Here is a 26,246-nt window from a genome sequence, read left to right as displayed (position 1 = left end):
TACTTCTAAATCTAAAGGTAAAACTATTTGATTCATGTTATAATTTTTAAACATAAGGATCCTTCTTTCTGAGATTTGGTGTGGTAACTTTATCTTATCAGAAGTGGTCCTTATTTTTATGCAAAAAATAATCAAAGCCGGTGAAATTTTACTCGTCGTAAAATTCCACCGGCTTTTTCATTTCAGAGGTAGGTTTTGTCCCAGCCTCCTGCTATTTCAATAAATTTTTTACTCCCGTGAGTATACTTACACCTTTTTTTAGATCTTGGTTTGCGGCATGAATAACTTTCATCCCTAAACCAATGATTGACGTGTCTTGCTTCTTTAAACTAGCTAATTCTTGCTTAGTTTTTGCTAATTCCTTCTCCATATCCTCTACTTGTCTTTGTAAAATAGATAAGTGGTCACCCTCCTGTATCTGAGAATTTTTTTCTTCATTCTCTTCATCGATTGACTTACCCATTTCCCCAACCAATTCCATTAATGTTTTATCCTTCAATAGGTTGTTTGCCATTTTCATAATAGTACTGTAGTTAAGAGAATTTTCATTTTTCAATAGCCCTTCAACTAAGTTCATAGCTGATTTACTTTTAAAGGATTGCTTTTCTGTTTCCTCGCTATTACTCGTCATTTGTAAATCTCCTTTCGAATCGATAAAAAGATTAGTCTATTTTCGCAAACATTGTTGCTTTTGAATTCGTAGAAGTTGATTTCCGCTCCAGGTCGCTCCCTTTCCGCGGGGTGGGCGCTTACGCTCCTGCGGGGTCTCACCTGTCCCACTCCTTCCGCTACAATCAACTAACTATATTTGTCTAAGATATACACTCACAACAATTATTCAAAAAACAACAATCTTTTAAAAAACCAATGATTATTATTAAACGTAATAATAAAGTCCACTTTTTTAATACACTGGGAAGATAATTTCCCAGTGTACCTTCTAATTATGCAGCAGGTGCTTGTACAAATAGCGAACGTATGGCATTCCCGATAGCAGATGCTTGACTTTCACTGCCAAGAATGATTGCCAAGATCCAAGCAATCAACAAAATAACTAGAAGAAGTAGGATAACTAGCATAAATAGTCCCCCCTTTCACAGATATTTAAGGGACCCTTACATCTACATGGTATGTATGAAAGATGGACATGCATAATGAAACACCCTAAATCCTTAAAAATAGGCAAAAAAAAGCACAAGCTTATGCTTGTGCGCTAAGTTTATCTTTGAAATTGAACTTTATGAAGGTTTGCGAAGATTCCTCCACGATCAATTAGTTCATCATGACCGCCTTCTTCAGCTATCCCATCTTCGGTTACAACAACAATACGATCAGCGTTGCGGATCGTCGCTAATCGATGGGCAATTACGAGCGTTGTCCGGTCTTGTGCAAGTTCCGTCAATGCTGCTTGAATGATTTGTTCTGTTTCAGTGTCTAAAGCAGATGTTGCTTCATCAAGAATAAGAATCGGTGGGTTCTTTAGGAACATTCGGGCAATAGCAATCCGCTGCTTCTGACCACCTGAGAGCTTCAGACCTCTTTCCCCGATTTGTGTTTCATAACCGAACGGCAGCGAAGCAATGAAATCTTCCAAATGGGCTCTTCTTGCCGCTTCTTCTATTTGTTCATCTGTTGCATCCAGCATCCCGTAAGCAATATTTTCCTTCAACGTACCTGTAAAAAGAAAAACATCCTGCTGCACGATCCCAATTTGTGACCGCAGAGATTTTTTTGTCATCTCTCTTACATCAATTCCGTCAATCGTGATACTTCCATCGTTTACATCATAAAATCGAGGAATTAGAGAGCAAATCGTTGTTTTACCTGCCCCAGAAGGACCGACAAATGCAACCGTCTCCCCTTTATTAATTCGAAGATTGATCCCCTCTAGCACAGATTTATGCTCATCATAGCTGAAAGCTACATTGTTAAAACGGATATCTCCACGAAGGGTAGCTACTTCAACAGCATCCTCTGCATCTTCTACTTCAGGTTCTGAATCCAATAATTCAAGGAAACGTTTAAATCCAGCCATTCCTTTTGGATAAAGCTCCAACAGTGCACTAATTTTATCAATCGGTTTCAAAAGAACATTGACATAGAGAACAAAGCCTACTAGTTCTCCATATGTTAATTGTCCTGTAAAGCTTAACCATGCACCAAAAACAAGGACAGTTAGTGTCATAAAACGGGTTAGCATATAAATTCCAGAAGAACTAAAGCTCATAATTTTATATGCACCAAGCTTCGCTGAACGAAATCTTTGGTTATTTGTTCTGAATCGGCTTATCTCATATTCTTCATTCGTAAAAGATTGCACAACGCGCACGCCCGAAACACTATCCTCTACACGTGCATTTACATCAGCAATTTCTCCATACATTTTCTTCCACGCCTTATTCATGCGGATATTACAGAATGAAATGAGCCAAATAAGGAATGGTGTAATGATAATGGTAACTAATGCAAGTTTCACATTAATGGTAAGCATAATCCAGAATGCCCCAACAAATGTCATGATTGCAATAAATAAATCTTCAGGACCATGATGGGCAAGCTCCCCAATATCAAAAAGGTCATTTGTCACACGGCTCATAATATGCCCTGTTTTCGTATTATCAAAGAAACGAAAGGATTGGCGCTGAACATGCTGAAACAGCTGCTGTCTCATATCTGTTTCAATGTTAATGCCAAGCATATGTCCCCAGTAGTTCACGATATACTGTAAAAACGTGCTCATTAAATATAAGGCTAACAGTCCTGCACTGACTGATACAATCTTTGACCAATTGCCGCTTGGCAGCAAATCATCAACAAACCATTGTACAGCTAGCGGGAAAGCAAGCTCCAGAATCGCAACAATAACAGCACTGCTAAAGTCGATTGTGAAAAGTTTTTTATGCGGTTTGTAATACGTAAAAAATCGGCGAATCATATCGTTTCTCCTTATCTTGAAAAATTGCACATAATAGAATTATATGACTCGGTTTATGATCATACAAGAAAATTGACTTAATTGGCTCTTTCTTTCCTTCTAAATTTTATTTTCATAAGTAATTGATAAAGAACCTCTGAAATGACAAGTCCAACGGCAATAGCTCCGGAAATCATAAATGCTTTGGCTGCAAGCTGCATGGCTCCATTATAATCATTAACAACAAAATGACGCATGGCATCATACGCTAGACCACCTGGGACAAGCGGGATAATCCCAGCAACACTAAAGATAATAATCGGTGTTTTATACATTCTAGCAAAGATCTGACTAATGACAGCTATGACAAAAGCAGCAACTAAGGAAGCAACCACCGCATCGAATTCTTTATTTACGAGTATAATGTAAACACTCCAGCCAGCCATACCTACCAATCCACATTTTAATAATGACTTTTTTGGCGCATTAAATAGGACGCCAAAAGCGGCAGAGGCAATAAAACTTGTTATTAAATGTACAATCATTTACTGTAACCCTCCGTTTAACACTAGTAAAAGGCAACAACGACAGCAATGCCCGTGCCAATTGCACAAGCAGTTAAAAATGCGTCTGCACCTTTTGATAATCCAGAAACCAAATGCCCAGCCATTAAATCCCTCACTGCATTTGTTATTAGTAAGCCAGGAACAAGCGGCATAACGGACCCGATTATGATTTTATCTAATTGTGTTCCAACACCCATTTTTACAAACAAAAAGGCGATCAGTCCGATGACGAGAGACGCAACAAATTCTGCAAAGAATCTAACCTTTAATATTTGATGAATATAGATGAAACAAACAAAACCTAATCCTCCAGCGATGACCGCAGGAACGAAATCACTCCACTGTCCTAAGAACATCATTAAGAAGCAGCCGCTGGCAATCGCTGCCGCAATGATTTGCTGATAAATCGGGAAAGTAAAGTCAGCATTTTGAATTTCCTTCAAGCGGTTAAGCGCTTGTTCAGACGTCATCTCTCCGCTGCTTATCCTTCTAGAAACCCCATTTACTAGCGTTACTTTATATAAATCTGTCGTTCGCTCCGAAATCCGAATAAATTTTGCTGGCTCTGTTCCATCAATAGAAAAAATAATCCCTGTCGGTGTTACATAGCTATGTGATTGAGGAATGCCAAAGGAAGCAGCAATTCTTGACATTGTATCCTCCACCCGATAGGTTTCTGCCCCGCACTGCAGCATAATTTTCCCAGCAAGCAGACATAATTCAATCACTTCAAATGTTTGGGGGAATTTTTTTTCCACGCCGTTCCCTCCTCTAATTTTCCCATAAAATACTGTACGTCTAATTGTATTCTTCATATTAAATGAAATACTTTAGAAATAAAAGGATAATTTCCCAATTTACTCTACTAATTGTAACGAGTATCCCTTATATGAGTTTATCTTTACATTCTTCCCTTCATCCACGAAATTCTTATTATACCAACGAATTTTTGATTTAATCAATGAAAAATACTAATTTGATAATAATTTTTTTAAAAAACTGGTTTATTCTGCTGATGTCACCCTCATAAATTGAAAAAGCCGCCAACTAAGCTGGCAGCTCTTATTTCTATCTTGATTACACTATAGTGGTACTTCCAAAATGATTTTCGTACCTTCTTCTATTGCAGAATAGATTGAAACTCTTCCTTTAACTGCCTTTGCTCTTTCTTCCATGCTAAACAGTCCCACACCTCGTGTAATGGCAGTATGATCAAAGCCCTTTCCTTTATCTTCAATTACAACCCTGATTTCATCTTCCATTTCACGAATGATGACAGATGCCTCTTCTGTGTCTGCATATTTCCGTATATTTGTTAGTGCTTCTTGAATAATTCGATAAATAGTGATTTCTTTATTCTCATTCAGTCTTGAATGAAGATAGCAATCAAAATGGACATTAATATGACTGTGGTCTGAAAAACGGACAAGATAAGATCGGATGGCTGGAATCAAACCAAGATCATCAAGAACAGAAGGGCGTAAAGACCAAGATAAATCCCTCAGTTCTTCAATTATTTCTGTTGCTTCCACTTGCATCTGATCCAAAAGCGGATGACTTAACTCTGATTGTAAACGATTAATAGTAATCAAATGACTATATAAATTCTGGCCGATTCCATCATGTAATTCACGGGATAGTCTTCTTCGTTCATCTTCCTGCACATCAATAATTTTTGCCATCATTACTTGCAACTCTTCCTCAACATTCTTTCGCTGCGTTACTTCATGGCGAATTGCAAGATACTGATAAGGCCTTCCCTTTTCATCACAAAATGGAACAATGGTTGTATCCACCCAATAGAAGGTACCATCTTTTGCCCGATTTTTGATTTCACCCTTCCATACTCTCCCAGATGAAATCGTTTGCCACAAATCAGCAAAAAAACGTTTTTGATGATAGCCTGAATTAATGATTCGATGATCTTTGCCCATCAGCTCTTCTCTTGAATATTTCGATATGCGGCAGAATTGATCATTAACATAATGAATGATTCCTCTTTGATCTGTTATTGCTACAATCGAAGATGCGTCAAGCGCAAATTTAAGATCACTTAGCTCAGTAACAGACTTTTTTAATTCCTCCACAATTCTTTCATAGTCATTTGCTTCCTTAGGAAAGGATCGTTCATGATTGTGACTTGATTGGTTATTCCTGTCCATATTTGTTCCTCCTGAATGCTTTTCAAAATAAGCTGACTAACATCCCCTCCAAAGTTAGCGCTCCTTGTGTGACTACATTCTGTTCACCTTCTGTAATTGGTGCATTCGTTCTTCTCCCTACTAATAAAACACCTTTCGCGACCCCTTTTAAAAAAATCGGCACAGCAAATGCATAGTGAAGTTTTTCAGCCAGCATAATTGGATATTCAAGAGCTTTACCATGGATATTTTCAGGAAAATTATTGATCGTTATGGAGCTGCCTGTTGAAATTACTCTGCCAGCAATGCCCTTTCCGTAACGAACAGAGATTCGTTTGTATTTTTCATTGCTATTTCCTGCTGCATAATGCCATCTTACATCAGGTCCTTCACTATTTTGCAGGGCAAGCCCTACAAAGTCAGCAGATATATTAGCAATGATTGATTCACATACTTGTGCAATCTCTAATGAACAATTCAAGATTGCATCCTCTCCTTATATCCCATATCCCAATAACCCCTTTTTCAATGCAATCTCAACTAGCTCTGGCCGTGTTTTCATTTGGAGCTTTTCCATTAAATTCCCTTTGTGTGTTTCAACCGTTTTTACACTAATGATGAGCTGTTCGGCAATTTCCTTATTCGAGAAACCCTTGGCTATTAATGTTAAGACTTCCTTTTCACGCTCGGAAAGCAAATTAAACGTATCTACTTTCCCATTTTTCGCATTCCCGATGTATTCTTCCATTAATCTTTTTGTTGCAGACGGATGTAAATAAGCATTTCCTGCTGCAACAGAACGAATGGCAGAAAGCAGTTCATCATGGGGAGCGCTTTTTAATATACAGCCGGAAGCACCCGCCTGAATAGCTCTAAATAGGTATTCCTCATCATCGTGCATTGTGAGAATTAAAATTGCAGTTTCAGGCAATTGCTTTTTTAATTCTGTTGTAGCCGTTAACCCATCTTTCCCATGTGGCATGCTCAAGTCCATGACTACCACATTCGGCTTCAGTTCGAGCGATTTTTGAATACCTTCATTTCCTTCAGAAGCTTCCCCTATCACTTCCAAATCAGAATGATTATTCAAAAGCATTTTCAGCCCCATTCGAACGACCGCATGGTCATCACAAAGCAGAATTTTGATCATGTCATCTCCCCCTAACCTAACCTTGTTCGATTCCCGATAATAATTGGTTTAATAAATAGGCAATAAGGGATTGCATATCGCAAATCCCTTGTTTTAATTTAACTATATTATTGGAAGATGAAGTTCAATCACTGTACCTTCGCCAATGTTTGAAGAAAGATGCCATTCTCCCCCGATTAAATGCATTCTTTCTCTCATTGCCGCAAGGCCAGTAGACTGTTTCCAGCCTTCTTCAATATCAAAGCCTCTTCCATTATCTTTAATAATAATCGATAATTGATCTGTACTCCATATAAATGAAATAACTGCTTTTACTGAGTCAGCATATCTCGCAATATTGGCTAGTGCCTCTTGGCAAACACGAAAGAGAGTGATTCTTTCTTTCGCCTGCATTGGCACTTCCTTCCCTGTACTTTCTAAGTCCACTTCAATTCCATAAGTTGACGTATACAGCTTCAGATAGCTTTTCATTGCTGGCAACAGCCCAAGCGTTGTAAGTGTTGGAGGGTGGAGTTCGACAGCCAGAAGTCTAACTTCATGAATGGTTTTTTCAAGCAATCCAGCCATATCTCCCACATATTCCTGCATTGCTTTTTGTTCAACCGCTGTTTGAATAAACTGCATCCCCGTATACAGACTATACAATGTCTGACCGACCCCTTCATGAAGCTCAAGGGCGATCCGCTTTATCTCTTCTTCTTGTGATTGAATAATATAAGAACTCACATCATTTTTGACCGGCTGTCTTTCCATTTTACCCCTCCTTTAGTGCCGCATGATTATTTGTCTACTCGATTATTTACGATATTTCTAAACATCCCCGCATATTGTACAACTTCACCCGCATCATTTTTCACTGCACTAATTGTCAGCCATTGAAGATATTCCACACCATCTTTGCGGCAGTTCCAAAGTTCACCATGCCAGAACCCATCGCTTTCGATCGATTTCCATAGATCTTCATAGAACTCTTTTGGTTGCCTATTTGACTTAAGAATATTGGCATTCTTTCCGATTGCCTCTTCTGCTTCAAAACCTGTAATCTTAGTGAATGAAGGATTGACCGAGATAATCTTGCCATTTGTATCAGTGATCATTATTCCTTCAATTAAATGACTGATCACTTCATTTGCTAAGCCCATTTTCCCTTGGAAATACATCCAAATTACTAAAATTAAGCTTGCTAGGGCCACTTCTGATAAAGCCATAAAACCAATCGCATAATGGCCAGTCAGATTGAATAATACTGTAAGAATGATTGGGGGAAAGAAGCCTCCCAATCCACCCATTGCAGATACAATTCCATTCACAATCCCTGCTTGTTTACTGAAATACATAGGTACTAATTTAAATATTACACCATTCCCAATTCCTGCGCAAAGTGCGATCGTTAAGCATCCAAATGTATACCAGCCAATGGATGGAGCAAAAGAAAGTATCATTGCAGAAATTGTGTAAACACCAAATACAAACATTAGCAGGATAAGAGAATGGAAGCGGTCAGCTAACCAGCCTCCGATTGGTCTCATAAGTGTAGCAAGAACGATAAACCCTGCTGTTCGGAAACCAGCATCCACCTTATCTAAACCAAAATTCGCAACAAGGAAGTTGGGAAGATAGATCGTGAACGCAACAAATGAACCAAAAGTGATAAAGTAGAAAAGACTTAGCAGCCACAGTTTTTCATTTTTGTAGACACCCTTTATTTGTTCTAAAAGCGGTGTTTTTACCTTGGTTTCTTGTTTATCACCTAAAAGAAAGTTAGCCGCGATAAACACAGCAAGAACGATCAGATAAAGTTGGACTGTTGTAGACCAGCCAAATTTTGTTGCTACAACTGGTGCTGCAAATGCAGATATCGCCGTACCAAGGTTCCCAGCACCATAAATTCCGTTGACAAAGCCATGCTTTTCCCTCGGATAATACTTTGGAAGTGAAGTTACCCCAATAGAGAAAACAGCTCCCCCAATTCCCAAAAATAATCCGCCAACTAATAGATCTGCAAGAGAATTTGCAATACTAATATAGTAGACTGGAAATAATAACAGGACAAAACTAATAAGAAAGATTTTCCTTGCACCGAACTGATTCGCATAATAGCCTAGCGGAACCCGCAAAATGGAACCAAGGATAACTGGGATTGCCGTTACAAGTGCTAATTGATGATCTGGAATGGCAATATCTTCTTTAATAAATGGCAATAGGGAGGAAATTAATACCCATACCATAAATCCAACAACAAGATTTAACGTCTGTAATGGGAGCTGAATCTTCCTAAACATCAGGACCACGCTCGCTTCTTATACAATAATTTAATCCTGCCTCCTGGTCATATGCTGACCAGGCATTTTCGCTTATTTTCACATTTGCTGTTAATGGAACAGCAAAGAAATACTTATCATCGAAATATATGCGAAGATGAGTTTTATCAGGGCAGAGTCCTGTTTTGGTTATCATTTTCTTCACAAATGGTGCTTGGTCTTCCTCTGGATGATCCAAAATGGCTACCTCGACACGGTGAGAAATAAATGACTCAATTTTTTCTATGTCAGTTGGTCCCACAGCTACCGCACCCTTTCTTCGCTGGATAGATGAAGAATTTATAGCCCTGAAGGTAATCCCAAAATGATTCTTCTGCATGATCTTCAATAAATTCAATCGTTTCATTTTCAGATTGCCATTTGCTCATCCCTTTTACTTCAGCAACGACAATTTCAACCCCATCTTCAACTTTTTCATCTAAATACCAGTTTAAACGAATGCCTTTAAATAGTTTAGAAAGCATTTCATCTATTTCAGCTGCAAAATTTCCAGCAGATTTTCTGATAAAGCAGAAATCAAGGTATGTTTCACTGTTCAATTGACTCACGCCTTTACATTTTTCATCTTTTTGTACGCAAACAATGCGATTGGAAACAACACAATATTTAACCCGCAAAAAATTAGGGTATTTACATAGTTCTCATAAAAGAACTGATGAACCATATATTGTGTGAAAATAATGTTTAGAAAAAGGATAACAGCAAGGACGGCAACACCTAGGTAACTACGCTTCATAACGTTTCACCCTTACTGCATAAATTGCATCATTTTCTACTTTCACCTGAATTTCAGGAAGTGGACGTCTAGGCGGTCCAGCTGTTGGTGCACCCGTTTCTACATCAAAGAATCCATGATGGCAAGGACAAACCATTTGGTTTTGTTCTTTTACCCAAAATACCGGGCAACGAAGATGTGTACATGCATTTTGATAGGCAACATACTTATCCTCATTTAATCTGATAATAATCGCGTCATCATGTTCGCCAGGGAATTTAAATTCTAGAGAATCCCCTACCGCTAATTTACTTACATCTGTAATTTTTTTATGCGGATACTCTTTTTCCCCTAGTCCCATTAATTCCTTTGCTGCAACTGCCCCCCATGGAAGGGAGGAAACAGCAAATACGCCCGCTGCTCCAGCCAATGTCTTCATAAATCCACGACGATCCAATTTTCTTTCATTATTCCGCTCAATATTATGTGTGTAATTATCTTCATTAAAGGGAATTTTATTATTTTTATCTGATGGCATTTTCGAATCCCTCCTAAAACAACTTAGTGACACCCTGAAGAATTCCAGGGAGGTTTACTTTAACATTTGTTTCTCCTTCAAGATATGGCAGGCTTGTTACCCACTTGCCATTATCAAGATCAAACTGCTGTTTTTTGTTTTCAATTTCTTCATCAGTAAGCCATTGAATTGTATTTGATGGACAAACACTCGCACACATTGGCGGAATGCCATCCTTTGTTCTGTCAATACAAAGGTCACATTTATACATTAAGTTTTGTTCGGTATCGAATTTCGGAATCCCATAAGGACAAGCAATTGTACAGTTTTGGCAGCCGATACATTTTTCAACTAGCGCTGAAAGAACTGCACCTGTTTCATGAATTTGTATCGCCTGTGCCGGACAGCTTCTCGCACATGCCGGATTGACACAGTGAAGGCACATTAAGGGCATCGTTTGTCTATTTACAAGAGGGTTTACATCATAAACATAGTTTCTGTTTCTTTCTTCATGCCCTCCACATTGTGTACATGCTGCAAGACATGAACGGCAGCCGATACAGTTCTCTAGTTCTAAATACAGCCTCTTTTTTTCCATTTATTGCACCTTCTTCATTTCAACATTTTCAGTTTTTTCTAGTTGTGCAGCACAAGCTTTGAACTCAGGCATTCTTGAAATAGGATCAAGTGCCGCAATCGTTAATAGATTAATAGATTGTTCATGACCAAAGTGATAAGGAACAAAGACAGTATCTTTTCGAATCGCTTCAGTTATTTTCACTTTATAAATAGCCTCGCCTCTTCGTGTAAACAGACGGACTCTTTCTTCATGCTCCATCTTGTATTTTGCAGCAGTTTCCGGATGTACTTCAACAAATGGCTCCGGACACATATCACGTAGGAAAGGAATTCTTCTTGTCTGATTCCCTGATAGATAATGGTAGACCACACGACCAGTTGTTAAGCGAAGCGGATATTTTTCATCTGGCTCTTCAGCTGGCGGACGATAAGGAAGTGCGCAAATTTTCGCTTTCCCATCTGGGTGATAGAATTTCTTATCGAGGAACATATGTGGTGTTCCTTTGTCACTTTCATCCTTACATGGCCAGAACACACCATCTTGCTCATCGATCTTATCCCATGTTGCACCATAGTAATCGGCATATCCGCCTTTACTAGCCAATCTGAATTCATCAGCCACATCTTTCGCTGTTTTAAGATGAGAGAAATATTCTCCTCTTCCAAGACGTTCAGCCAGTTCCACTTGCATTTGCCAATCTGGTTTTGATTCACCAACTGGATCCTGTGCTTGATTGATCTTGATAATCCGACCTTCAAGATTAGTAACAGTTCCTTCATCTTCTGACCAAGTAACTGCTGGTAATACAACATCTGCAAATTCAGCCGATTCAGATAGGTAAAAGTCTGCACATACCATGAAATCTAACCCTTTAAGCGCTTTTCTTACAAAGTTTTGGTTTGGTGCTGAAACCGCTGGATTTGAACATAATAAGTACAATCCGCGAATCGTCTTTTCTTCCATAAGTTCAAACATTTCATAAGCTGATACACCAGGTAATGGCATCTCTTCTGGCGTAATTCCCCATACTTGACAAACTTCTTCTACATGTTTTGGATTTGTCAATTTACGGTAACCTGGCAAAAGATCCGATTTCTGACCGTGCTCACGGCCGCCTTGCCCATTTCCTTGCCCAGTGAATGTGGCCACACCTGATTTTGGACGTCCAATTTTCCCTGTAACAAGCGCCATGTTTGTATAGGCAGACACATTGTCAACACCCTTATGCTGCTGTTCAATTCCACGAGCAAACATTACAACTGCATTTGGTGCTTTTCCGTAAATTTCTGCTGCTTTGATGATTTTTTCAGGTGCTACTCCTGTTAATTCACTTGTATATTCTGGCGTAAATTCTTTTACAAGCTCTTTCGTTTCTTCAAATCCGTTCGTATGCTGATTAACAAATGCTTCATCTGCATATCCATTTTGAATTAATAAATTTAGAATTCCATTTGCTAGCGCAAGATCTGTTCCAGGTTTCAAATCAAGATGAACATCTGCTCTTCTAGCAACCGGTGTTTCACGCGGGTCAGCGACGATAATATATCCGCCTCTTTCCTGTACGTTCCAAACACGGAACATCGATGTTGGATGGCATTCTGCCGTGTTGCTTCCAGCAATAAACAAGCAATCTGTTTCATGAATATCTGTCCACGGTAATGTTGAACCACGGTCTACACCGAAAGAGCGAAGGAACCCACCTGCTGCACTTGACATACAGAAACGTCCATTATAGTCAATGTATCGTGTTCCAAGTGCTACACGAGCAAACTTCCCAGTTAAATAGCATTTTTCATTTGTCATGGATACACCACTGAAAACAGATAAAGTATCTTTCCCGTGTTCAGCCTGCATCTCTTTAAATCTTTTCGCAATTAGATCATATGCTTCATCCCAGCTAGCTTCACGAAAACCCTTAGTTGTTCCTTTCAATGAAGCATCATCACGAATAAGCGGTTTTAGAATTCGATCATCATGATTTGTTTGCTGGTAAGCTGTAACCCCTTTAGGACACATTTTCCCAACAGTAACTGGCCAGTCATAACGAGGTTCAACCCCGATAATTTTATTTGTTGTTGTATTCACCCTTAAGTTCATGCCGCATTGCATCCCACAATAAGCACAGTGCGTTTTAATTAATTTTTCGTTCGGGTGATTTACATTAGCGATTTCTTTAAAAAACTTATCCCTTTGCATTCTGGTTTGCCTCCTTCACTTTTACTTCATGAGTAGGGAATCCGGAAAATTGTGCAATCCGGTATTTTCTTCGACATGGAAGACATAATTCTGCAAGATGGTAGCCTTCCTCTGTTTTAAAATGAATATCATTCACGCCGAGCACTTCGACGATATCTTTTGATTGTTCTGTTGATACAAATTCTGTTTCACACACTTTACATTTTTTCATGGACTGTTCTCCATAATGTTCGCGGTAGTTTTTCGCCAATACACTCATTGGACGGAACGGAATATGTGCAAGTTTTCCGAAAGGAAGATAGATTAACGTAATAATTACTGTCCATTGGTGGATTAAAGACATGGCTGGCTGACCTTCACCATGCATGAAAATATTTAAAAATGTTAATAGTAATCCAGTAATACTGACAAGTAACAGCATAATCAATGGCAAGAAATCATACATGAATTTCTGTTCTGCTCTTGCCTGCATATTTTTGAATCGGCGGTAAAGAACCATACATACACCGGAAATTACCATAACAGCAGTTATATTCAATGCATTATAAGAAAGGTTAGCAATGATGCCTTCAGCTGGAACGGTCATAATCTGCATTCCAAACAGGATAATATTGTACATCCCATTATCATCCATCGTGAAGTACATCCAGCCAAATACAAGCGGGAATGTTACACAGCATGCAAGAATACATCCCCAGCCGATTAGAACGTGCTGAGTCCATCGGTAAATTCCCCTATTCCAGATGAATCTGTATGTAGCTAAATGCTCTACTGATGTTTTGGGAGTAGATTTTCTAAAAATCAGTTTAATTCCTTTTTTAATAAAAATCTTTGTTGGCGGACGTTCCCCCCAAGCAATAAATCGATAAAAGAACCCTCCAATAAAGACGATTGTACCGACCATATAGCCATATAAGTTTAAATCAACATGCGTAAACATCCTTGTCCCGATAAATGTTAGGATCAATAGTCCACAGACAGCTAGAAACATAGATTTAGCAAATTTCGATGCAAATGCATTATCAATTGAATGAACGGGCTTTTCGTTAACAGCAGCTTTTGCCTGCATTTCTTATTCCTCCTCAAAACTTTTAACTTACCTCTATTGTAGAAGTTTGTAGATTTATAAGGTATAGGGGAAACTCCTTATCTTTTAGGGGAAATCCCCTGATCGTAAAATCACAAAAGAATGACTAAATCGCGTAAATAATTGGAACCTTTTGACTATTAATTCGTAACTTTAATGAAGGAGGCGATGACTTGAAGAAAAATATTTGGATATTCATCATTACTTTAATAGTAGAAACCGGACTGACTCTTTTCCTTGCTAGCTTTTTTTCTGTTCGATTTATTGAGTTGATGTTTTTTGCTGGGGTTGCTTATTCAACCATCACCATCTGGTTTTCAAGCAGTGGAGGAGCAATGACTAGACATATTGATAGCCAGACAAGTGCAATGACAGGCATCCAATTGAAACGGGCAGAATTCATTTTACGCCCTAATTTTGTTGTTTTTGCTTCCATCTTCTTTCTTATTATCGGACTCATTTTCTTTATCCTGCTCTTAACAAATGTCATTCCTCCGGCATAATTAAATTTCAAAAACAGTGAACAAATGATATGATGAAGGCAAATGATAAAGGAGTGATTTATGTGGCTAAATCAAGAGCAAAAAAGATTCGAGAAAAACTTGCACGAGAAGGAAGAAGAAATCCTGAGGAAAATCGAAGTCCATTTGTATTTACCGATATGAGGACTAGAAGAACAAAAACAAAAAAAGATTTATTATATCAAACAAAACAAAAGAACCATCCACTTTACAATCATGAAAGGGATGGTTCTTTTATTTTTTATATAAAAAAATTTATAATGGCAAAATCAGTTTGCTTCTAATTGAGTTTCACGAAATGAAAAATAGGATTGCAGATCGCCTTGATAAACGAGCTTTTTTGATGAGGCATGTTTTAAGTCCTGAGGTGTGATCATACAGAGATGTTTATTTGTTTCTAAAAGCTTTCCTTCTTTTAAAATTGTCGCAACAAAATGTGAACAAAAATAAGCATGTTTTCGTTGGATTCTTTTATTCAATGCTACTGCAAACACCCCAAGCAGATTATATCGATACTTTTGCTTATTTTCATCCATTTCCTTAATTAGACGAAGCATATTTTCGTATTGTTTTTCTGTTACCGAATAAACATAGACTGCACAAGTTGCGTTCCGAAATAATTCCGAACGAATATCTTCCTTTACGAACCCGCCAATAAATGGATTTCTCGGTCTTTTTCTACCAAAGCTATATACTTCTGTTAATCCACAATCGAAACCGATCGATGCATGATTGTGACTTTCCTTCGTATATAACCTTATCATTCTAGTAAATAAAGTTCCTGTATCGGTAAGCAGAAGATAAACTTTCCTGTCTCCCATAAATCCACCTCCTGCAATAACTGATCGAAAAGGAATCACACTTTTCGCTTTTAAAGTCAAGATCTAATGATTGCTGTATGAAGCTAGGAAACTAGTTTTCCCTAGGACTTGAGATATAAGGGGTACAATCTTCATTATTAAAATCATAACAAATTATATTCTACTATTCATATCCAATATTATACAATAAAATAAGAGAATTTGAAAAGAAAAAGTGAAATCATTGTTTCTACTGAATATACATGAAATAAGCCAATGAAGAAAGGGGAAATCATGACTTTCTGGATCTTATTGTTTGTTATTCCAATTATTACTTTTGCAATCGTTGAGGAATTGATTTATTTTTCAGTAAACAGAAGTGTTTTTGGCCCTTCACGAATTGAAATAAAATTAACATTGTGGTTCCAAAAATTATATAAAAAATGAAAACGATCAAATTTAGACGAAATTATGAAAGTAGGTAAGGAAAAATTATGTAAAAATCCCCAGACCACTATGGGGGTTTCATTATTTTAATAAAAAGCCAAGGAATTACAGTAATATTGCAAGTTCTAACAATATCTTGCAATTCGGGACAGAATTTTACGAATTCTAACTTTATTTTGCAAATTTCATTCTTAATTTTGCAATTCAAACCATTTTTTTGCAAAGCTACTCTTTATCATTTTACTATTTGAACATTGACTAACTCCTCAATTCCTAACAAATCATTTTTTTCAAAAAGCTCTACGATTTTACTTCCAACTATGACTCCATCACAATAACGATTCATTTCCTCTACATGTGAAGGGGTTGAGATGCCAAACCCTGCGAATACTGGCAGGGCGCTGACACTTTTCACCCTTTTCAAATGTTCTCCCACCTGCTCATCAAAGCCTTTTCTTGCCCCTGTAATCCCATTCACGGTTACCGCATAAATAAATCCTCTGCCCTTGGATGCGATCTGCCTAATCCGTTCAAGCGGACTCGTTAACGTAACAAGTCTTATGATTTCAATACCGGATTTTTCTGCTATAGGGGCAATCAGTCCTTCTTCTTCAAATGGCAAATCAGGTAAAATAAGCCCATCAACTCCTGCAAGATAGCTGTCTTCAATAAATTTCTCAATCCCATATGCGATTATGGGGTTCATATAAGTCATAATAATTAAGGGAATATGAACAATCGGACGAACGGCTGCAATCGTTTGGATCACTGCCTTTAATGTCGTGCCTTCTTGTAGCGCCCTTATTCCAGCTGCTTGAATAACTGGACCATCAGCAACAGGATCTGAAAAAGGGATGCCGATTTCAATTGCGGTCGCCCCTGCCTTTTCCAAGAAAGTTATTTGTTGCGGCAATGCATCTAATCCCCCATCTCCTGCCATTATATACGGGATGAAAGCTTTCTCATTTTTTTCTGTTATCCCACGCATTACCTTTTCAATCCGATTCATTTTTTCTTTCCTCCCAATTTTGCCCTTACAGTTTCCATATCTTTATCGCCTCTTCCGGATAAGCAAATCACCAATCCTTCATCCGCATTCATTGTCTGCGCAAGCTTTAGACCGTACGCAACAGCATGTGCGCTCTCCAGAGCTGGAATGATTCCTTCTAATTGACTGAGGAGCTTCAAAGCCTGCAATGCCTCTTCATCAGTAATTGATTCATATTGAACACGGCCGATATCTTTTAAATAACTATGTTCTGGTCCTACCCCCGGGTAATCGAGCCCAGCAGAAATCGAGTGTGCCTCTTGAATTTGTCCATGCTCATCCTGCAGCAAATACATAAAAGCCCCGTGAAGGATGCCTGGATTACCCTTCGTTAATGATGCTGCATGTTTATTTGTCTCTAGTCCGTATCCAGCAGCCTCTACACCGTACATGCGAACACTCTCATCCCTAATAAATGGATAAAACATGCCCATTGCGTTGCTTCCTCCCCCGATACAAGCGACGACTGCATCAGGCAGTCCCCCTTCTTTTTTCAAATACTGCTGTCTCGTTTCCATCCCGATTACACTTTGAAAATCACGGACAATCATCGGGAACGGATGAGGCCCCATTACCGATCCAAGAATATAGTGGGTGTCTCCAACATTCGAAACCCAGTAGCGAAGAGCTTCATTAACAGCATCCTTTAAGGTTGCACTTCCTGTCTCAACACTGATTACCTTTGCACCTAAAAGCTCCATTCGAAAAACATTTAACTGCTGCCTCTTAATGTCCTCTGCCCCCATAAAAATAATGCAATCTAGATTCAATAGTGCACATGCGGTTGCTGTAGCAACCCCGTGCTGACCAGCACCAGTTTCAGCGACGACTTTTTTCTTTCCCATCCTCGAAGCTAAAAGAGCCTGACCTAGTGAATTATTAATTTTATGTGCACCTGTATGATTCAAATCTTCACGCTTTAAATATATTTTTGCCCCATTTGCATGTTTTGTTAGTCTATCTGCGTAATATAAGGGTGTTTCGCGCCCCACATATTCCTTCAAAAGCACATTTAATTCATCCGTAAATTGGTCATTTTCAATTGCTTCCTTATACGCCTCCTCCAGTTCTACAATTGCTTGCATTAGTGTCTCAGGAACAAATTTGCCTCCATACATTCCATAGTGCCCTCGTTCATCTGGCAATGTATATGTTTTCATTTTCCTTCCTCCTTTGTTACTTCATTTATAAACCCTTTGATTTTCTCCTTATCCTTCTTCCCGTCTGTTTCAACACCGCTGCTGACATCGACCATATACGGCTGAACCAATTGAATTGCTCCCCCTACATTTTCGCATGTTAGGCCTCCTGCCAAAATAACCTTTTTCCCCTCCACCTTCTGATCAGCCAATAAACCCCAATCAAAAGCAACGCCATTCCCACCTCGGTACTTGCCTTTCGGACTATCAAGAAGAAGATAATCACATTCATATTCATCGACTTTTAATAAATCATTAGCTGATTCAATACTTAATGCCTTTATGACTGGAATAGAAAAGCTTGCACAATCGGCTGGTGACTCATTTCCATGAAGCTGGATCACGTTGATTCCAGTTTCATCTACAATTCTCTCGATCATTTCCCTTTGCTCATCAACAAATACACCTATTTTCAAAAGGTCTTTAGGCAGGACACCAATAATCTCTTTCGCACGATCAATCGTAATCCTTCTTTTACTGTCAGCAAACACAAATCCAAGAGCATCCGCACCATGTTCAACTGAAGCTAATGCTGTTTCAAGATCTGTAATCCCACATATCTTCACCTTCAATTTACAGTCCCTCCTAAATGAGCATGTTTCATTCCTTTAAATAACGCTTCAAGATTATCCGCCTCCATAAATGCGCCACCAACAAGAATGCCATTTGCCCCTGCCGCTACGACTCTTTGCACGTCCTCCGCTGACTTGATCCCGCTCTCGCTAATTAGAAAAGCACCCTCTTTTCTAATGATGGGACCTAGCGTTTCTGTTACCGATAAATCGACGGTAAAGGATTTTAAATCGCGGTTATTTACCCCAATCAATTTCGCACCAGACGAAAGGGCCATTTCCATCTCTGCCTCATTATGAACTTCCGTTAATACTTCGAGTCCCTGTTCCCCTGCAAAATGTGCGAGCTCTTTCAATCTTGATTTATCTAATGCGGCCGCTATTAATAAAATCAAATCCGCTCCTACCATTTTCGCCTTCATAATTTGTACTTCATCGATGATAAAATCTTTGCAAAGAATTGGCACATCTACTGCCTCTCTACCTGCAGCCAAATCTGTAAAGCTTCCTTTAAAGAAGGGAGTATCTGTCAAAACAGAAATGGCATCCGCACCAAAATCAACATAATCAAGCACTTGATCTTTCAGATTCAAATTGACATTTATATCCCCTTTTGATGGGGAAGCCCTTTTAAATTCAGCGATGATAGAAAGCCCCTCCCTTTTTTGGAGCTGTTCCAGAAATGATCTCTTTTTACATTGGACTGGCATCCGAACCCCAGCCATTTCCTCTTTTAATATCACAATCTGCTTGCTTTTTTCTGCCAAAATCGCATCAAGAATAGTAGCCATTTATATCACCTGCTTTTGATGCGATCTGCTTGCTGTTATTAGCTGCTCCAATTTATGAAGGGCTGCTCCTGAATCGATACTTTCTTTCGCCAGTTCAAGTCCTTTTTGAATGGAGTCTGCTTTCCCAGCTGTGTAAATGCCGATGCCTGCATTGAGAAGAACTGTTTCCCTATACGCTCCTCTCTCTCCTTTTAACACTTTCAGAAGAATTTCCGCATTTTCCTTTGCATCTCCCCCTCTGATAGAATCATTTGCATAGATGGGTAGACCGAATTCTTCTGGATGTAAGACTTTTTCCGTGATCATTCCATTTTCTAGAATAGCTAAATAATTCTCTCCCTGAAGAGATGCCTCATCCATGTACCCAGCTCCATTTATGACAATCGCCCGTTTTCTGCCAAGTTTTTTTAATACCTCTGCAAACAGGACAACCATGTCACGCCGGTAAATACCAAGAAGCTGTGTTTCTAAATCAACTGGGTTTGTCAGTGGACCAATTAAATTAAAAACCGTTGGAATCCGCAGATCCTTTCGCACCTTCATGATTCTTTTTAATTGGGGATGAAAATAAGGCGCAAATAAAAAGACAATCCCTACCTTTTCTAAGATTTCCTCTGTTGCCTCTGGAGGCAAGGTTAAATCGATGCCAAGATGTTCTAATACATCTGCACTTCCTGTTTTACTGGAAATGCTTCTGTTTCCATGCTTAGCGACAGGTATCCCTGCACCGGCGATGACAAAGGCGGATGTTGTACTAATATTAAAGCTCTTTACTCCATCCCCACCTGTACCGCAATTATCCATAATACTCGGAATTCTCTTACTAATCTTCAGCGATCTCTCTCTAAATGCTGCTGTAAGCCCAGCAATCTCCTCTGCCGTTTCCCCTTTCATTTTCAGTCCGATTAAAAAGGCAGCTATTTCACTATCCGTTATTTCATTTGAAAAGAGTTGCCCGGAAGCTTGCATAATTTCTTCCGAAGATAAGGATTTCCCTTCAGATAGTTGCTGTAGAATGTTCTTCATTCTCTTTTGCCCTCCCTATATGAGTTAAGAAGTTTTCGATTATTTTTTTCCCAAGTGTTGTTCCAATCGATTCCGGATGAAACTGCAATCCAAAAAGCGGGTATCGTTCATGTCGAATCGCCATAATTTCATTGTCTTCCATTGATCTTGCAAGTACGTTAAAGCTTCCAGGCAATGTGCCTGAAACAATCACTAATGAATGATATCGCATCACATCAATTGGCTGCGGCATGTATTGAAATAAAGAAGAGCCATTATGTTTGAGCTTTGATATTTTTCCATGCTTGATCTCCTTCGCCCGATCGATCGTTGCTCCAAATGCATACCCAATTGCTTGATGCCCAAGGCAGATGCCTAGAATAGGCACTGTTTGAAAAAATGCTTGAATTATCTCTAGACAGATCCCTGCATGTTCGGGTCTCCCGGGTCCTGGAGAAAGAACAATTGCATCAGGCTTCAAAGCTACAATTTCACCTACAGTAATTTTGTCATTTCTAACCACAAGTACATCCTCGCCTAATTCACCTAAATACTGATACAGGTTATACGTAAACGAATCGTAATTATCTATCAGCAATATCATCTTGCCCCTCCAAAAATGCGCTTAATTTATGAAGTGTTTCCTCATACTCCTTTTCAGGGATGGAATCATGGACAATCCCCGCCCCTGCTTGAATATAGGCTTTGCCGTCCTTAATGACCATCGTTCGGATGGCCAGCGCAAAATCTAGACTTCCGTTAGCGGAAATATAACCGACAGCTCCTGCATATATCCCTCGTTTCACCTGTTCAAGCTCATAAACAATTTCCATTGCTCTAATTTTTGGCGCACCAGACACAGTTCCAGCTGGTAAACATGAAATGAATGCATCCATTGGCGAGTAGGCATTTTTCAATTTCCCGCTAACTTCTGAAACAAGATGTATGACATGCTTAAATCTTTCAATCTTCATGTTTTTCTCTATTTCTATCGAACCAAATTCGCAAACCCGGCCGAGATCATTTCTTCCAAGATCCAGGAGCATGCGATGCTCTGCAAGCTCTTTCTCATCCTTCAGTAAATCCATTTCCAATTGGCGATCCTCCCCATTTGTTTTCCCCCTCCTCCTCGTCCCTGCGATTGGATTCGTTGTTACTCTCCTCTCATTCACTTTAATCAAGCTTTCTGGCGATGCCCCAGCAATCTGATAGGATCCAAAATCCAAGAAATACATATAAGGAGATGGATTTTGTACCCTCAGCTTTCGATAAAAGGAAAATGGATCGCCTTTTATTGTTGCCTGAAGCCGTTGGGAGAGAACCACTTGAAAAATATCACCCTTTTCAATGTACTCCTTTGCTTTTTTAACCTTTTGAATGAACTCGTCTTTTTTTACAAAAGAGGCAAAGGCTGATAAACTGGCGCTCTCTTGATTATCACTGGCCATTCCATTAATAATTTCATTTCTTCTCTTTTCAAGCTTAAGATTGAGCTGTGCTCGGTCTGTCTTATTTGAAAGCGGAGTGGCTGCTAAATATACCTTCTGTTCATAATGATCAAACACCACCACTTCTTCATAAAACATAAGATGTACGTCAGGTATATCCAATTCATCGCATGGGATGAGCCCAATCTCTTCATACTGCGCGATCGCATCATACCCAACATAGCCGACGGCTCCGCCGAAAAATGGAAACGGTCCATCCTGCTCCATCCTTTTCTTCGGCATCATTGATTTCAAAACTTCTAATGGTTTATCTCGTATCCGCTCCTCTCCTTTACTTGAGATGACCACTGTTCGATTATCAATACCCTTTAACTCCATAACTGGATCTGCCCCAATGAAAGAGTATCTTCCAGAATTCTCATGCTTTAAAGAGCTTTCCAACAAAAACTTTTTCTTGCCGCTTATCCTTTGATAAATCAAAATGGGTGTTAACAAATCTCCTTCTAATACTTCTAATAAATATGGCTCTGTCGCTTCCAATGATTTTCCTCCTCACCTTTTTGAAAATTAAGAAATGCGGATGCGCCTTGGTCAGGTGCTTATGACCTCGATTCCCTAGGCGCAGAAGCTAGACAATAAAAAAGTCCCCTATACACACAAAATATCTGTGTGTATAGAGGACGATTTAGCTGATTCGCGGTGCCACCTCAAGTTCGGAGCAAAAGTGAGCTCCCTCATTCAAGTACGGATAAGAATGCTTTTAAAAAACATTTCGATCGATACCCTATCCATTTAACGGTGGAATTCCGTGCTCCCCTACTGGTATTCAAGAAGCCTCTCGTAAGTCCATTCCGATTGCTCTCCTCGTACCGGCTCACACCTGTCCCGGCTCTCTGAAACGAATTGAATCAATGTACTACTCTTACTCAGCGATTTAGATTATTAAGTTTTTGAGAACACAAAAAGGGCTTCCCGTCATTAAAGGACGAGAAACCCGTGGTGCCACCTTCATTAGCTAAAAAATTAGCTCACTTAACAAGCATCTAAATAAATATATTTAAATACTTGTCTCTTGTAACGATGAGACTGTTCGCCAAAGCCTACTGCTTTTAACAAGTTTCGGTTTGGGGCTCGGAAGTCCATTCACAAATACGTCCACACTGATTCGCACCAGCCATCAGCTCTCTTCTAGTTTTCGTATGAGCTACTCCTCTTCGTCACTGCCGTCAGATATATTATTTTCAATATTATTTGAAATTTCCCAAAGTGTCAAGAGGACTTTAGTAATTATTTTAATTTTCTAACCCCTTGACGAACTTATCTTTCCAAACTTTTGCAAGCTCCTCAACTTGAAGGAATTCTTCGATCACACTTTTATTTTTTCGATCATGAAACATCAGTTGATTGCCTCTTAGAACTGAAAATTCCTCCTGTTTTCGATCAATTAAGGTCAAACAAGATTCTTCTGTTACCACTCCTTCTTGGAGAACTCTGAAGAAATAACCGGTATAACCCGTTTCTACGATTCTCCCAAGCAATGAATCCACCCGATTATGCTTTGAAATGGTAGAACACGGAATCCGCCCTTGAGAAACCTGGACAATTGCCTCACCCAATGAATATGTGTCACCGATATAAATATCCTTTTCCAGCATATTTTCCACACTAATATTTTCTCCAAAGGCTGGTGTGCGAAAGGACTGATTAAATTCCTTTTCCCATTGCAAATAGTGTTCATGCGGATAAAGGCAAACTGCCCTTTCAGGTCCGCCATGAAATTCACGATTTGCGACATAATCGCCTTTGAAACCATTTTTCGTCAACAGTACTTCTTCTATTCCTTTTTTCGCAATGGCTGAATTTTCCGTTTTCCCTTTCCAAACATGTAAATTCGGTCTGCCTATGTTCAATGTAAGCAATTTCGCTTGCATCTACTCACCCCATTAATTTCAGCTGTTTTTCACATTTTATCCTTTTGTTTCCTTTAAAGCGAAACATTAATTTCCATTTTAAACATTTTCCATAAAATGCGTCTTTTACTTTTATGAAAATAACCAATATTAATAATAGGTTAATTACGTTTAAGGAAGGTATGCCTAAATGGAGCATATTGAGAAGTTGCAAAGCAATGAGAAGGATTCGAAAAATGGGAAGAACGGAGGCGATGTTCCCAATAAAAAATTAGCAATCCTAGCTCTTGCTTCAATCCCGCTTGTAATGACACTTGGAAATTCAATGCTTATCCCTGTTTTACCGGCAATGGAGAAACAATTAAACATATCATCATTTCAAACAAGTATGATCTTAACGGTGTATTCAATCGTGGCCATCGTTCTTATACCGGTTGCTGGTATTATCTCTGACCATATCGGGCGGAAAAAAGTTATTATCCCTAGTCTTTTGATTGCGGGGATAGGAGGACTTATCTCCGGCTGGGCAGCTTGGAAAATGAATGATTCTTATTGGCTGATTTTAGTTGGACGGGCAATACAGGGAATTGGGGCGGCAGGTGCCGCGCCTATTGTCATGCCTTTAGTTGGGGATATGTTTAAAAACGAAGATGAAATGAGTACATCTCTTGGAATTATTGAAACATCCAATACATTTGGAAAAGTGTTAAGTCCGATACTTGGTTCCTTATTAGCTGGATTTATCTGGTTTTTGCCGTTTTTTTCATTCCCAGTCTTTTGTTTAATTTCCATAATACTAATGCTCTTTCTTGTTAATACAAAAAATATGGAATTCGAACCTGTCCCTTTTAAACAATTTTTTGCCAATATTAAAGAAACCTTTAATAATAACGGAAGATGGCTATACGCAATTTTTATTATTGGAGCAATCTTGATGTTTGTCCTTTTTGGTGTATTGTTTTATTTGTCAGATATACTAGAGAAAACGTACGATATAAAAAATGTGAAAAAAGGGTTTTTTCTTGCTATCCCGCTAGGTGCTTTATGTACAGCTTCTTTTATTACTGGAAAAATAATTAAGGAAAATAAAGTACTAATGAAATGGCTTATTTTTGGCGGTTCCGTACTTACTGCTATTTCTATTGCCGTCTTAAGTTTTTCAGATGGTTTGTGGTTTATGATCATCTTATTCCTTTTTGGCGGAGTGGGGATTGGCGTAGGTCTACCATGCCTAGATACATTGATTACTGAAGGAATTGAAAAACAGGAACGAGGTACGATTACTTCTATTTATAGCTCTATGAGATTTGTCGGGGTAGCCGCTGGACCACCTGCCATCGCAGTCCTAATGAACCATGCCGAAAAATCATTGTTTTATATTTTAAGCATCCTTGCCCTAATAGCAGCAATTGCCACATTCAAAGCTATTAAACCAGATGCAGAATAACCGCAATAGAGGCACTATTGCGGTTTTTTGTTCTTTTTTATTCCTGTAATCTTGGCTTCGTTGGATCACAATTAGGAGCTTCTAATTGTGTTGATTCAGCTAGCTTTGTTAAATAATAACATTCTTCTCTATACATGTGATCAGCCATTAAGGGGGCAAACGTACCTAATGCCTCTTTACTAAGCTCTAGCTCCTCTATTTCATGAAGGAAATTCATATATAATTTCATTTCCGTCGAAATATCATTATTAAATTTATCTAGTGCCGGGAAAGAAGTCACGCCAGTACGAAGAAATCCAGCCATTTCTACAGCTTTTAAATAAAAGGCTTCAAATTCCTTTGTATAATTATCACTTACCTTTTTAATTTTCTTTTCAATTCGATCCATATTATCGGAAATCGCTCCTGAATGACCTGCCGCATCCAGTAACCAAATTAAGTGATGATGCAATTCATGAAATACGGGAGGCACTTCTCCTTTTTTCAAATATTTTAATAGCAACAAGTATTCTTCAAGTTCATTTACCATATGATTAATAAATGTCGGACCAAGGTGGATAGTGACCTTGCCAACAAGATGGCGCTCAATAATGTTCAATTTGTATTCTCTTAGCTTCAATGCTTCCTCTTCTGCTCTTACACTATGCTCCATTAAATTAGCTACTTCGAGTCTGCTAAGCAGCTAATCAAACGTTTGGATAAAATAATTTGCGGCATGGATCAGCTCTGTTTCTTGAGGTGCCAAAGAATCATGCAAAAAACGAGCATGATCGCCGAGCACTTGCAGCCAAAAACCATGTTCAAATTTAGCAGCCTTTTCAAAACTTGTAGCCAATATTCTCTCCCCCTTTTTACATACACTCATAACAGC

29 protein-coding genes, 1 pseudogene and 2 other annotated features are annotated in these 26,246 nt (G+C 38.8%); of the genes and pseudogenes, 3 read left to right on the top strand and 27 right to left on the bottom strand.

What is annotated here, in order from left to right:
* Nucleotides 1–211: 211 nt before the first annotated feature.
* From ACFYKT_RS06235 to ACFYKT_RS06155, 17 genes are all read right to left on the bottom strand, one after another.
* A complete protein-coding gene (locus ACFYKT_RS06235; RefSeq protein WP_389216982.1) occupies nucleotides 212–631 on the bottom strand; it encodes a hypothetical protein in 420 nt (139 codons plus the stop codon).
* Between the two features lie 313 nt (nucleotides 632–944).
* Entirely contained in the window at nucleotides 945–1,079 is a 135-nt protein-coding gene (locus tag ACFYKT_RS06230; RefSeq protein ID WP_389216979.1) for a hypothetical protein, read from the bottom strand.
* A gap of 140 nt (nucleotides 1,080–1,219) precedes the next feature.
* Complete coding sequence (locus ACFYKT_RS06225) at nucleotides 1,220–2,935, bottom strand: ABC transporter ATP-binding protein (RefSeq protein ID WP_389216976.1); 1,716 nt, start codon at nucleotides 2,933–2,935, stop codon at nucleotides 1,220–1,222.
* Between the two features lie 77 nt (nucleotides 2,936–3,012).
* Nucleotides 3,013–3,459, bottom strand: coding sequence for a threonine/serine exporter family protein (locus ACFYKT_RS06220; protein WP_389216973.1), 447 nt, complete (start codon nucleotides 3,457–3,459; stop codon nucleotides 3,013–3,015).
* A gap of 23 nt (nucleotides 3,460–3,482) precedes the next feature.
* The gene (locus ACFYKT_RS06215) at nucleotides 3,483–4,238 is read right to left on the bottom strand and encodes a threonine/serine exporter family protein (RefSeq protein ID WP_389216970.1); all 756 of its coding nucleotides are present in this window, start codon (nucleotides 4,236–4,238) and stop codon (nucleotides 3,483–3,485) included.
* A 324-nt stretch (nucleotides 4,239–4,562) separates the two neighbouring features.
* The gene (locus tag ACFYKT_RS06210; protein ID WP_389216967.1) at nucleotides 4,563–5,642 is read right to left on the bottom strand and encodes a PAS domain-containing sensor histidine kinase; all 1,080 of its coding nucleotides are present in this window, start codon (nucleotides 5,640–5,642) and stop codon (nucleotides 4,563–4,565) included.
* 22 nt (nucleotides 5,643–5,664) lie between these two features.
* Nucleotides 5,665–6,102 (bottom strand): GAF domain-containing protein, encoded by a 438-nt coding sequence (locus ACFYKT_RS06205; RefSeq protein ID WP_389216964.1) that lies wholly within the window; start codon nucleotides 6,100–6,102, stop codon nucleotides 5,665–5,667.
* Between the two features lie 15 nt (nucleotides 6,103–6,117).
* Nucleotides 6,118–6,771 carry a response regulator gene (locus ACFYKT_RS06200; RefSeq protein ID WP_389216961.1) on the bottom strand — a complete coding sequence of 218 codons (654 nt, stop codon included), beginning with the start codon at nucleotides 6,769–6,771 and terminating at the stop codon, nucleotides 6,118–6,120.
* A gap of 102 nt (nucleotides 6,772–6,873) precedes the next feature.
* Nucleotides 6,874–7,524, bottom strand: coding sequence for a sensor histidine kinase (locus tag ACFYKT_RS06195; protein ID WP_389216958.1), 651 nt, complete (start codon nucleotides 7,522–7,524; stop codon nucleotides 6,874–6,876).
* Nucleotides 7,525–7,550: 26 nt separating this feature from the next.
* Complete coding sequence (locus ACFYKT_RS06190) at nucleotides 7,551–9,053, bottom strand: nitrate/nitrite transporter (protein ID WP_389216955.1); 1,503 nt, start codon at nucleotides 9,051–9,053, stop codon at nucleotides 7,551–7,553.
* Nucleotides 9,046–9,333, bottom strand: coding sequence for a hypothetical protein (locus ACFYKT_RS06185; protein ID WP_389216952.1), 288 nt, complete (start codon nucleotides 9,331–9,333; stop codon nucleotides 9,046–9,048). The genes ACFYKT_RS06190 and ACFYKT_RS06185 overlap by 8 nt, the downstream gene beginning before the upstream one ends.
* The gene (locus ACFYKT_RS06180) at nucleotides 9,320–9,640 is read right to left on the bottom strand and encodes a hypothetical protein (protein ID WP_389216949.1); all 321 of its coding nucleotides are present in this window, start codon (nucleotides 9,638–9,640) and stop codon (nucleotides 9,320–9,322) included. Before ACFYKT_RS06180 ends, ACFYKT_RS06185 begins: the two co-directional genes overlap by 14 nt.
* A complete protein-coding gene (locus ACFYKT_RS06175; protein WP_389216946.1) occupies nucleotides 9,637–9,828 on the bottom strand; it encodes a hypothetical protein in 192 nt (63 codons plus the stop codon). Before ACFYKT_RS06175 ends, ACFYKT_RS06180 begins: the two co-directional genes overlap by 4 nt.
* Nucleotides 9,818–10,345, bottom strand: coding sequence for a Rieske (2Fe-2S) protein (locus tag ACFYKT_RS06170; protein WP_389216943.1), 528 nt, complete (start codon nucleotides 10,343–10,345; stop codon nucleotides 9,818–9,820). The genes ACFYKT_RS06175 and ACFYKT_RS06170 overlap by 11 nt, the downstream gene beginning before the upstream one ends.
* Nucleotides 10,346–10,358: 13 nt before the next feature.
* On the bottom strand, nucleotides 10,359–10,922 hold the full coding sequence (locus ACFYKT_RS06165; protein WP_389216940.1) for a 4Fe-4S dicluster domain-containing protein: 564 nt from the start codon (nucleotides 10,920–10,922) through the stop codon (nucleotides 10,359–10,361).
* On the bottom strand, nucleotides 10,923–13,100 hold the full coding sequence (locus ACFYKT_RS06160; protein WP_389216937.1) for a molybdopterin oxidoreductase family protein: 2,178 nt from the start codon (nucleotides 13,098–13,100) through the stop codon (nucleotides 10,923–10,925).
* Entirely contained in the window at nucleotides 13,087–14,169 is a 1,083-nt protein-coding gene (locus ACFYKT_RS06155) for a hypothetical protein (protein WP_389216934.1), read from the bottom strand. The genes ACFYKT_RS06160 and ACFYKT_RS06155 overlap by 14 nt, the downstream gene beginning before the upstream one ends.
* Nucleotides 14,170–14,360: 191 nt before the next feature.
* On the opposite strand from ACFYKT_RS06155, the gene ACFYKT_RS06150 reads away from it, so the two are divergent.
* Both ACFYKT_RS06150 and ACFYKT_RS06145 read left to right on the top strand, forming a co-directional pair.
* Nucleotides 14,361–14,690, top strand: a complete 330-nt coding sequence (locus tag ACFYKT_RS06150) for a hypothetical protein (RefSeq protein WP_389216931.1) — start codon at nucleotides 14,361–14,363, stop codon at nucleotides 14,688–14,690.
* A gap of 62 nt (nucleotides 14,691–14,752) precedes the next feature.
* Nucleotides 14,753–14,992: a hypothetical protein gene (locus ACFYKT_RS06145; protein ID WP_389216927.1), complete on the top strand. Its 240-nt coding sequence runs from the start codon at nucleotides 14,753–14,755 to the stop codon at nucleotides 14,990–14,992.
* Here ACFYKT_RS06145 and ACFYKT_RS06140 read toward each other — a convergent pair.
* The 9 genes from ACFYKT_RS06140 to ACFYKT_RS06100 form a co-directional block, all read right to left on the bottom strand.
* The gene (locus ACFYKT_RS06140) at nucleotides 14,978–15,529 is read right to left on the bottom strand and encodes a hypothetical protein (protein ID WP_389216924.1); all 552 of its coding nucleotides are present in this window, start codon (nucleotides 15,527–15,529) and stop codon (nucleotides 14,978–14,980) included. The two genes, ACFYKT_RS06145 and ACFYKT_RS06140, sit on opposite strands and share 15 nt — an antisense overlap.
* 661 nt (nucleotides 15,530–16,190) lie before the next feature.
* Entirely contained in the window at nucleotides 16,191–16,964 is a 774-nt protein-coding gene (trpA, locus tag ACFYKT_RS06135) for a tryptophan synthase subunit alpha (protein ID WP_389216921.1), read from the bottom strand.
* Nucleotides 16,961–18,163 carry a tryptophan synthase subunit beta gene (gene trpB, locus ACFYKT_RS06130; RefSeq protein ID WP_389216918.1) on the bottom strand — a complete coding sequence of 401 codons (1,203 nt, stop codon included), beginning with the start codon at nucleotides 18,161–18,163 and terminating at the stop codon, nucleotides 16,961–16,963. The genes trpA and trpB overlap by 4 nt, the downstream gene beginning before the upstream one ends.
* Entirely contained in the window at nucleotides 18,160–18,774 is a 615-nt protein-coding gene (locus ACFYKT_RS06125; RefSeq protein WP_389216916.1) for a phosphoribosylanthranilate isomerase, read from the bottom strand. The genes trpB and ACFYKT_RS06125 overlap by 4 nt, the downstream gene beginning before the upstream one ends.
* Nucleotides 18,771–19,565 (bottom strand): indole-3-glycerol phosphate synthase TrpC, encoded by a 795-nt coding sequence (gene trpC / locus ACFYKT_RS06120; RefSeq protein ID WP_389216913.1) that lies wholly within the window; start codon nucleotides 19,563–19,565, stop codon nucleotides 18,771–18,773. Before trpC ends, ACFYKT_RS06125 begins: the two co-directional genes overlap by 4 nt.
* Entirely contained in the window at nucleotides 19,566–20,591 is a 1,026-nt protein-coding gene (gene trpD / locus ACFYKT_RS06115; RefSeq protein ID WP_389216910.1) for an anthranilate phosphoribosyltransferase, read from the bottom strand.
* Nucleotides 20,563–21,174 carry an anthranilate synthase component II gene (locus tag ACFYKT_RS06110; protein WP_389216907.1) on the bottom strand — a complete coding sequence of 204 codons (612 nt, stop codon included), beginning with the start codon at nucleotides 21,172–21,174 and terminating at the stop codon, nucleotides 20,563–20,565. Before ACFYKT_RS06110 ends, trpD begins: the two co-directional genes overlap by 29 nt.
* Nucleotides 21,155–22,558, bottom strand: a complete 1,404-nt coding sequence (gene trpE / locus ACFYKT_RS06105; protein WP_389216904.1) for an anthranilate synthase component I — start codon at nucleotides 22,556–22,558, stop codon at nucleotides 21,155–21,157. The genes ACFYKT_RS06110 and trpE overlap by 20 nt, the downstream gene beginning before the upstream one ends.
* A gap of 133 nt (nucleotides 22,559–22,691) precedes the next feature.
* Nucleotides 22,692–22,957, bottom strand: a binding site (T-box leader).
* Nucleotides 22,958–22,996: 39 nt separating this feature from the next.
* Nucleotides 22,997–23,248, bottom strand: a binding site (T-box leader).
* Nucleotides 23,249–23,310: 62 nt separating this feature from the next.
* Nucleotides 23,311–23,949 (bottom strand): MOSC domain-containing protein, encoded by a 639-nt coding sequence (locus ACFYKT_RS06100; protein ID WP_389216901.1) that lies wholly within the window; start codon nucleotides 23,947–23,949, stop codon nucleotides 23,311–23,313.
* Between the two features lie 169 nt (nucleotides 23,950–24,118).
* Here ACFYKT_RS06100 and ACFYKT_RS06095 point away from each other — a divergent pair, with 169 nt between their 5' ends.
* Complete coding sequence (locus ACFYKT_RS06095) at nucleotides 24,119–25,375, top strand: MFS transporter (protein ID WP_389216898.1); 1,257 nt, start codon at nucleotides 24,119–24,121, stop codon at nucleotides 25,373–25,375.
* Nucleotides 25,376–25,412: 37 nt separating this feature from the next.
* On the opposite strand, the pseudogene ACFYKT_RS06090 reads toward ACFYKT_RS06095, so the two are convergent.
* A pseudogene (locus ACFYKT_RS06090) lies at nucleotides 25,413–26,240 on the bottom strand (DUF2935 domain-containing protein).
* Between the last annotated feature and the right edge of the window lie 6 nt (nucleotides 26,241–26,246).

This window comes from Cytobacillus mangrovibacter (genome assembly GCF_042865275.1).
GTDB lineage: Bacteria > Bacillota > Bacilli > Bacillales > Cytobacillaceae > Cytobacillus > Cytobacillus mangrovibacter.
Note: the sequence above shows the minus strand (reverse complement) of the source record. Positions and strands in the feature narration are given on the sequence as shown.

What these genes read in the sequence shown, in the direction of transcription:
- ACFYKT_RS06235 (WP_389216982.1), bottom strand. Translation starts at nt 631, where the DNA reads ATGACGAGTAATAGCGAGGAAACAGAAAAGCAATCCTTTAAAAGTAAA.
- ACFYKT_RS06230 (WP_389216979.1), bottom strand. Translation starts at nt 1,079, where the DNA reads ATGCTAGTTATCCTACTTCTTCTAGTTATTTTGTTGATTGCTTGGATC.
- ACFYKT_RS06225 (WP_389216976.1), bottom strand. Translation starts at nt 2,935, where the DNA reads ATGATTCGCCGATTTTTTACGTATTACAAACCGCATAAAAAACTTTTC.
- ACFYKT_RS06220 (WP_389216973.1), bottom strand. Translation starts at nt 3,459, where the DNA reads ATGATTGTACATTTAATAACAAGTTTTATTGCCTCTGCCGCTTTTGGC.
- ACFYKT_RS06210 (WP_389216967.1), bottom strand. Translation starts at nt 5,642, where the DNA reads ATGGACAGGAATAACCAATCAAGTCACAATCATGAACGATCCTTTCCT.
- ACFYKT_RS06200 (WP_389216961.1), bottom strand. Translation starts at nt 6,771, where the DNA reads ATGATCAAAATTCTGCTTTGTGATGACCATGCGGTCGTTCGAATGGGG.
- ACFYKT_RS06195 (WP_389216958.1), bottom strand. Translation starts at nt 7,524, where the DNA reads ATGGAAAGACAGCCGGTCAAAAATGATGTGAGTTCTTATATTATTCAA.
- ACFYKT_RS06190 (WP_389216955.1), bottom strand. Translation starts at nt 9,053, where the DNA reads ATGTTTAGGAAGATTCAGCTCCCATTACAGACGTTAAATCTTGTTGTT.
- ACFYKT_RS06175 (WP_389216946.1), bottom strand. Translation starts at nt 9,828, where the DNA reads ATGAAGCGTAGTTACCTAGGTGTTGCCGTCCTTGCTGTTATCCTTTTT.
- ACFYKT_RS06170 (WP_389216943.1), bottom strand. Translation starts at nt 10,345, where the DNA reads ATGCCATCAGATAAAAATAATAAAATTCCCTTTAATGAAGATAATTAC.
- ACFYKT_RS06165 (WP_389216940.1), bottom strand. Translation starts at nt 10,922, where the DNA reads ATGGAAAAAAAGAGGCTGTATTTAGAACTAGAGAACTGTATCGGCTGC.
- ACFYKT_RS06160 (WP_389216937.1), bottom strand. Translation starts at nt 13,100, where the DNA reads ATGCAAAGGGATAAGTTTTTTAAAGAAATCGCTAATGTAAATCACCCG.
- ACFYKT_RS06155 (WP_389216934.1), bottom strand. Translation starts at nt 14,169, where the DNA reads ATGCAGGCAAAAGCTGCTGTTAACGAAAAGCCCGTTCATTCAATTGAT.
- ACFYKT_RS06140 (WP_389216924.1), bottom strand. Translation starts at nt 15,529, where the DNA reads ATGGGAGACAGGAAAGTTTATCTTCTGCTTACCGATACAGGAACTTTA.
- trpA (WP_389216921.1), bottom strand. Translation starts at nt 16,964, where the DNA reads ATGAATCGGATTGAAAAGGTAATGCGTGGGATAACAGAAAAAAATGAG.
- trpB (WP_389216918.1), bottom strand. Translation starts at nt 18,163, where the DNA reads ATGAAAACATATACATTGCCAGATGAACGAGGGCACTATGGAATGTAT.
- trpC (WP_389216913.1), bottom strand. Translation starts at nt 19,565, where the DNA reads ATGGCTACTATTCTTGATGCGATTTTGGCAGAAAAAAGCAAGCAGATT.
- trpD (WP_389216910.1), bottom strand. Translation starts at nt 20,591, where the DNA reads ATGAAGAACATTCTACAGCAACTATCTGAAGGGAAATCCTTATCTTCG.
- ACFYKT_RS06110 (WP_389216907.1), bottom strand. Translation starts at nt 21,174, where the DNA reads ATGATATTGCTGATAGATAATTACGATTCGTTTACGTATAACCTGTAT.
- ACFYKT_RS06100 (WP_389216901.1), bottom strand. Translation starts at nt 23,949, where the DNA reads ATGCAAGCGAAATTGCTTACATTGAACATAGGCAGACCGAATTTACAT.
- ACFYKT_RS06095 (WP_389216898.1), top strand. Translation starts at nt 24,119, where the DNA reads ATGGAGCATATTGAGAAGTTGCAAAGCAATGAGAAGGATTCGAAAAAT.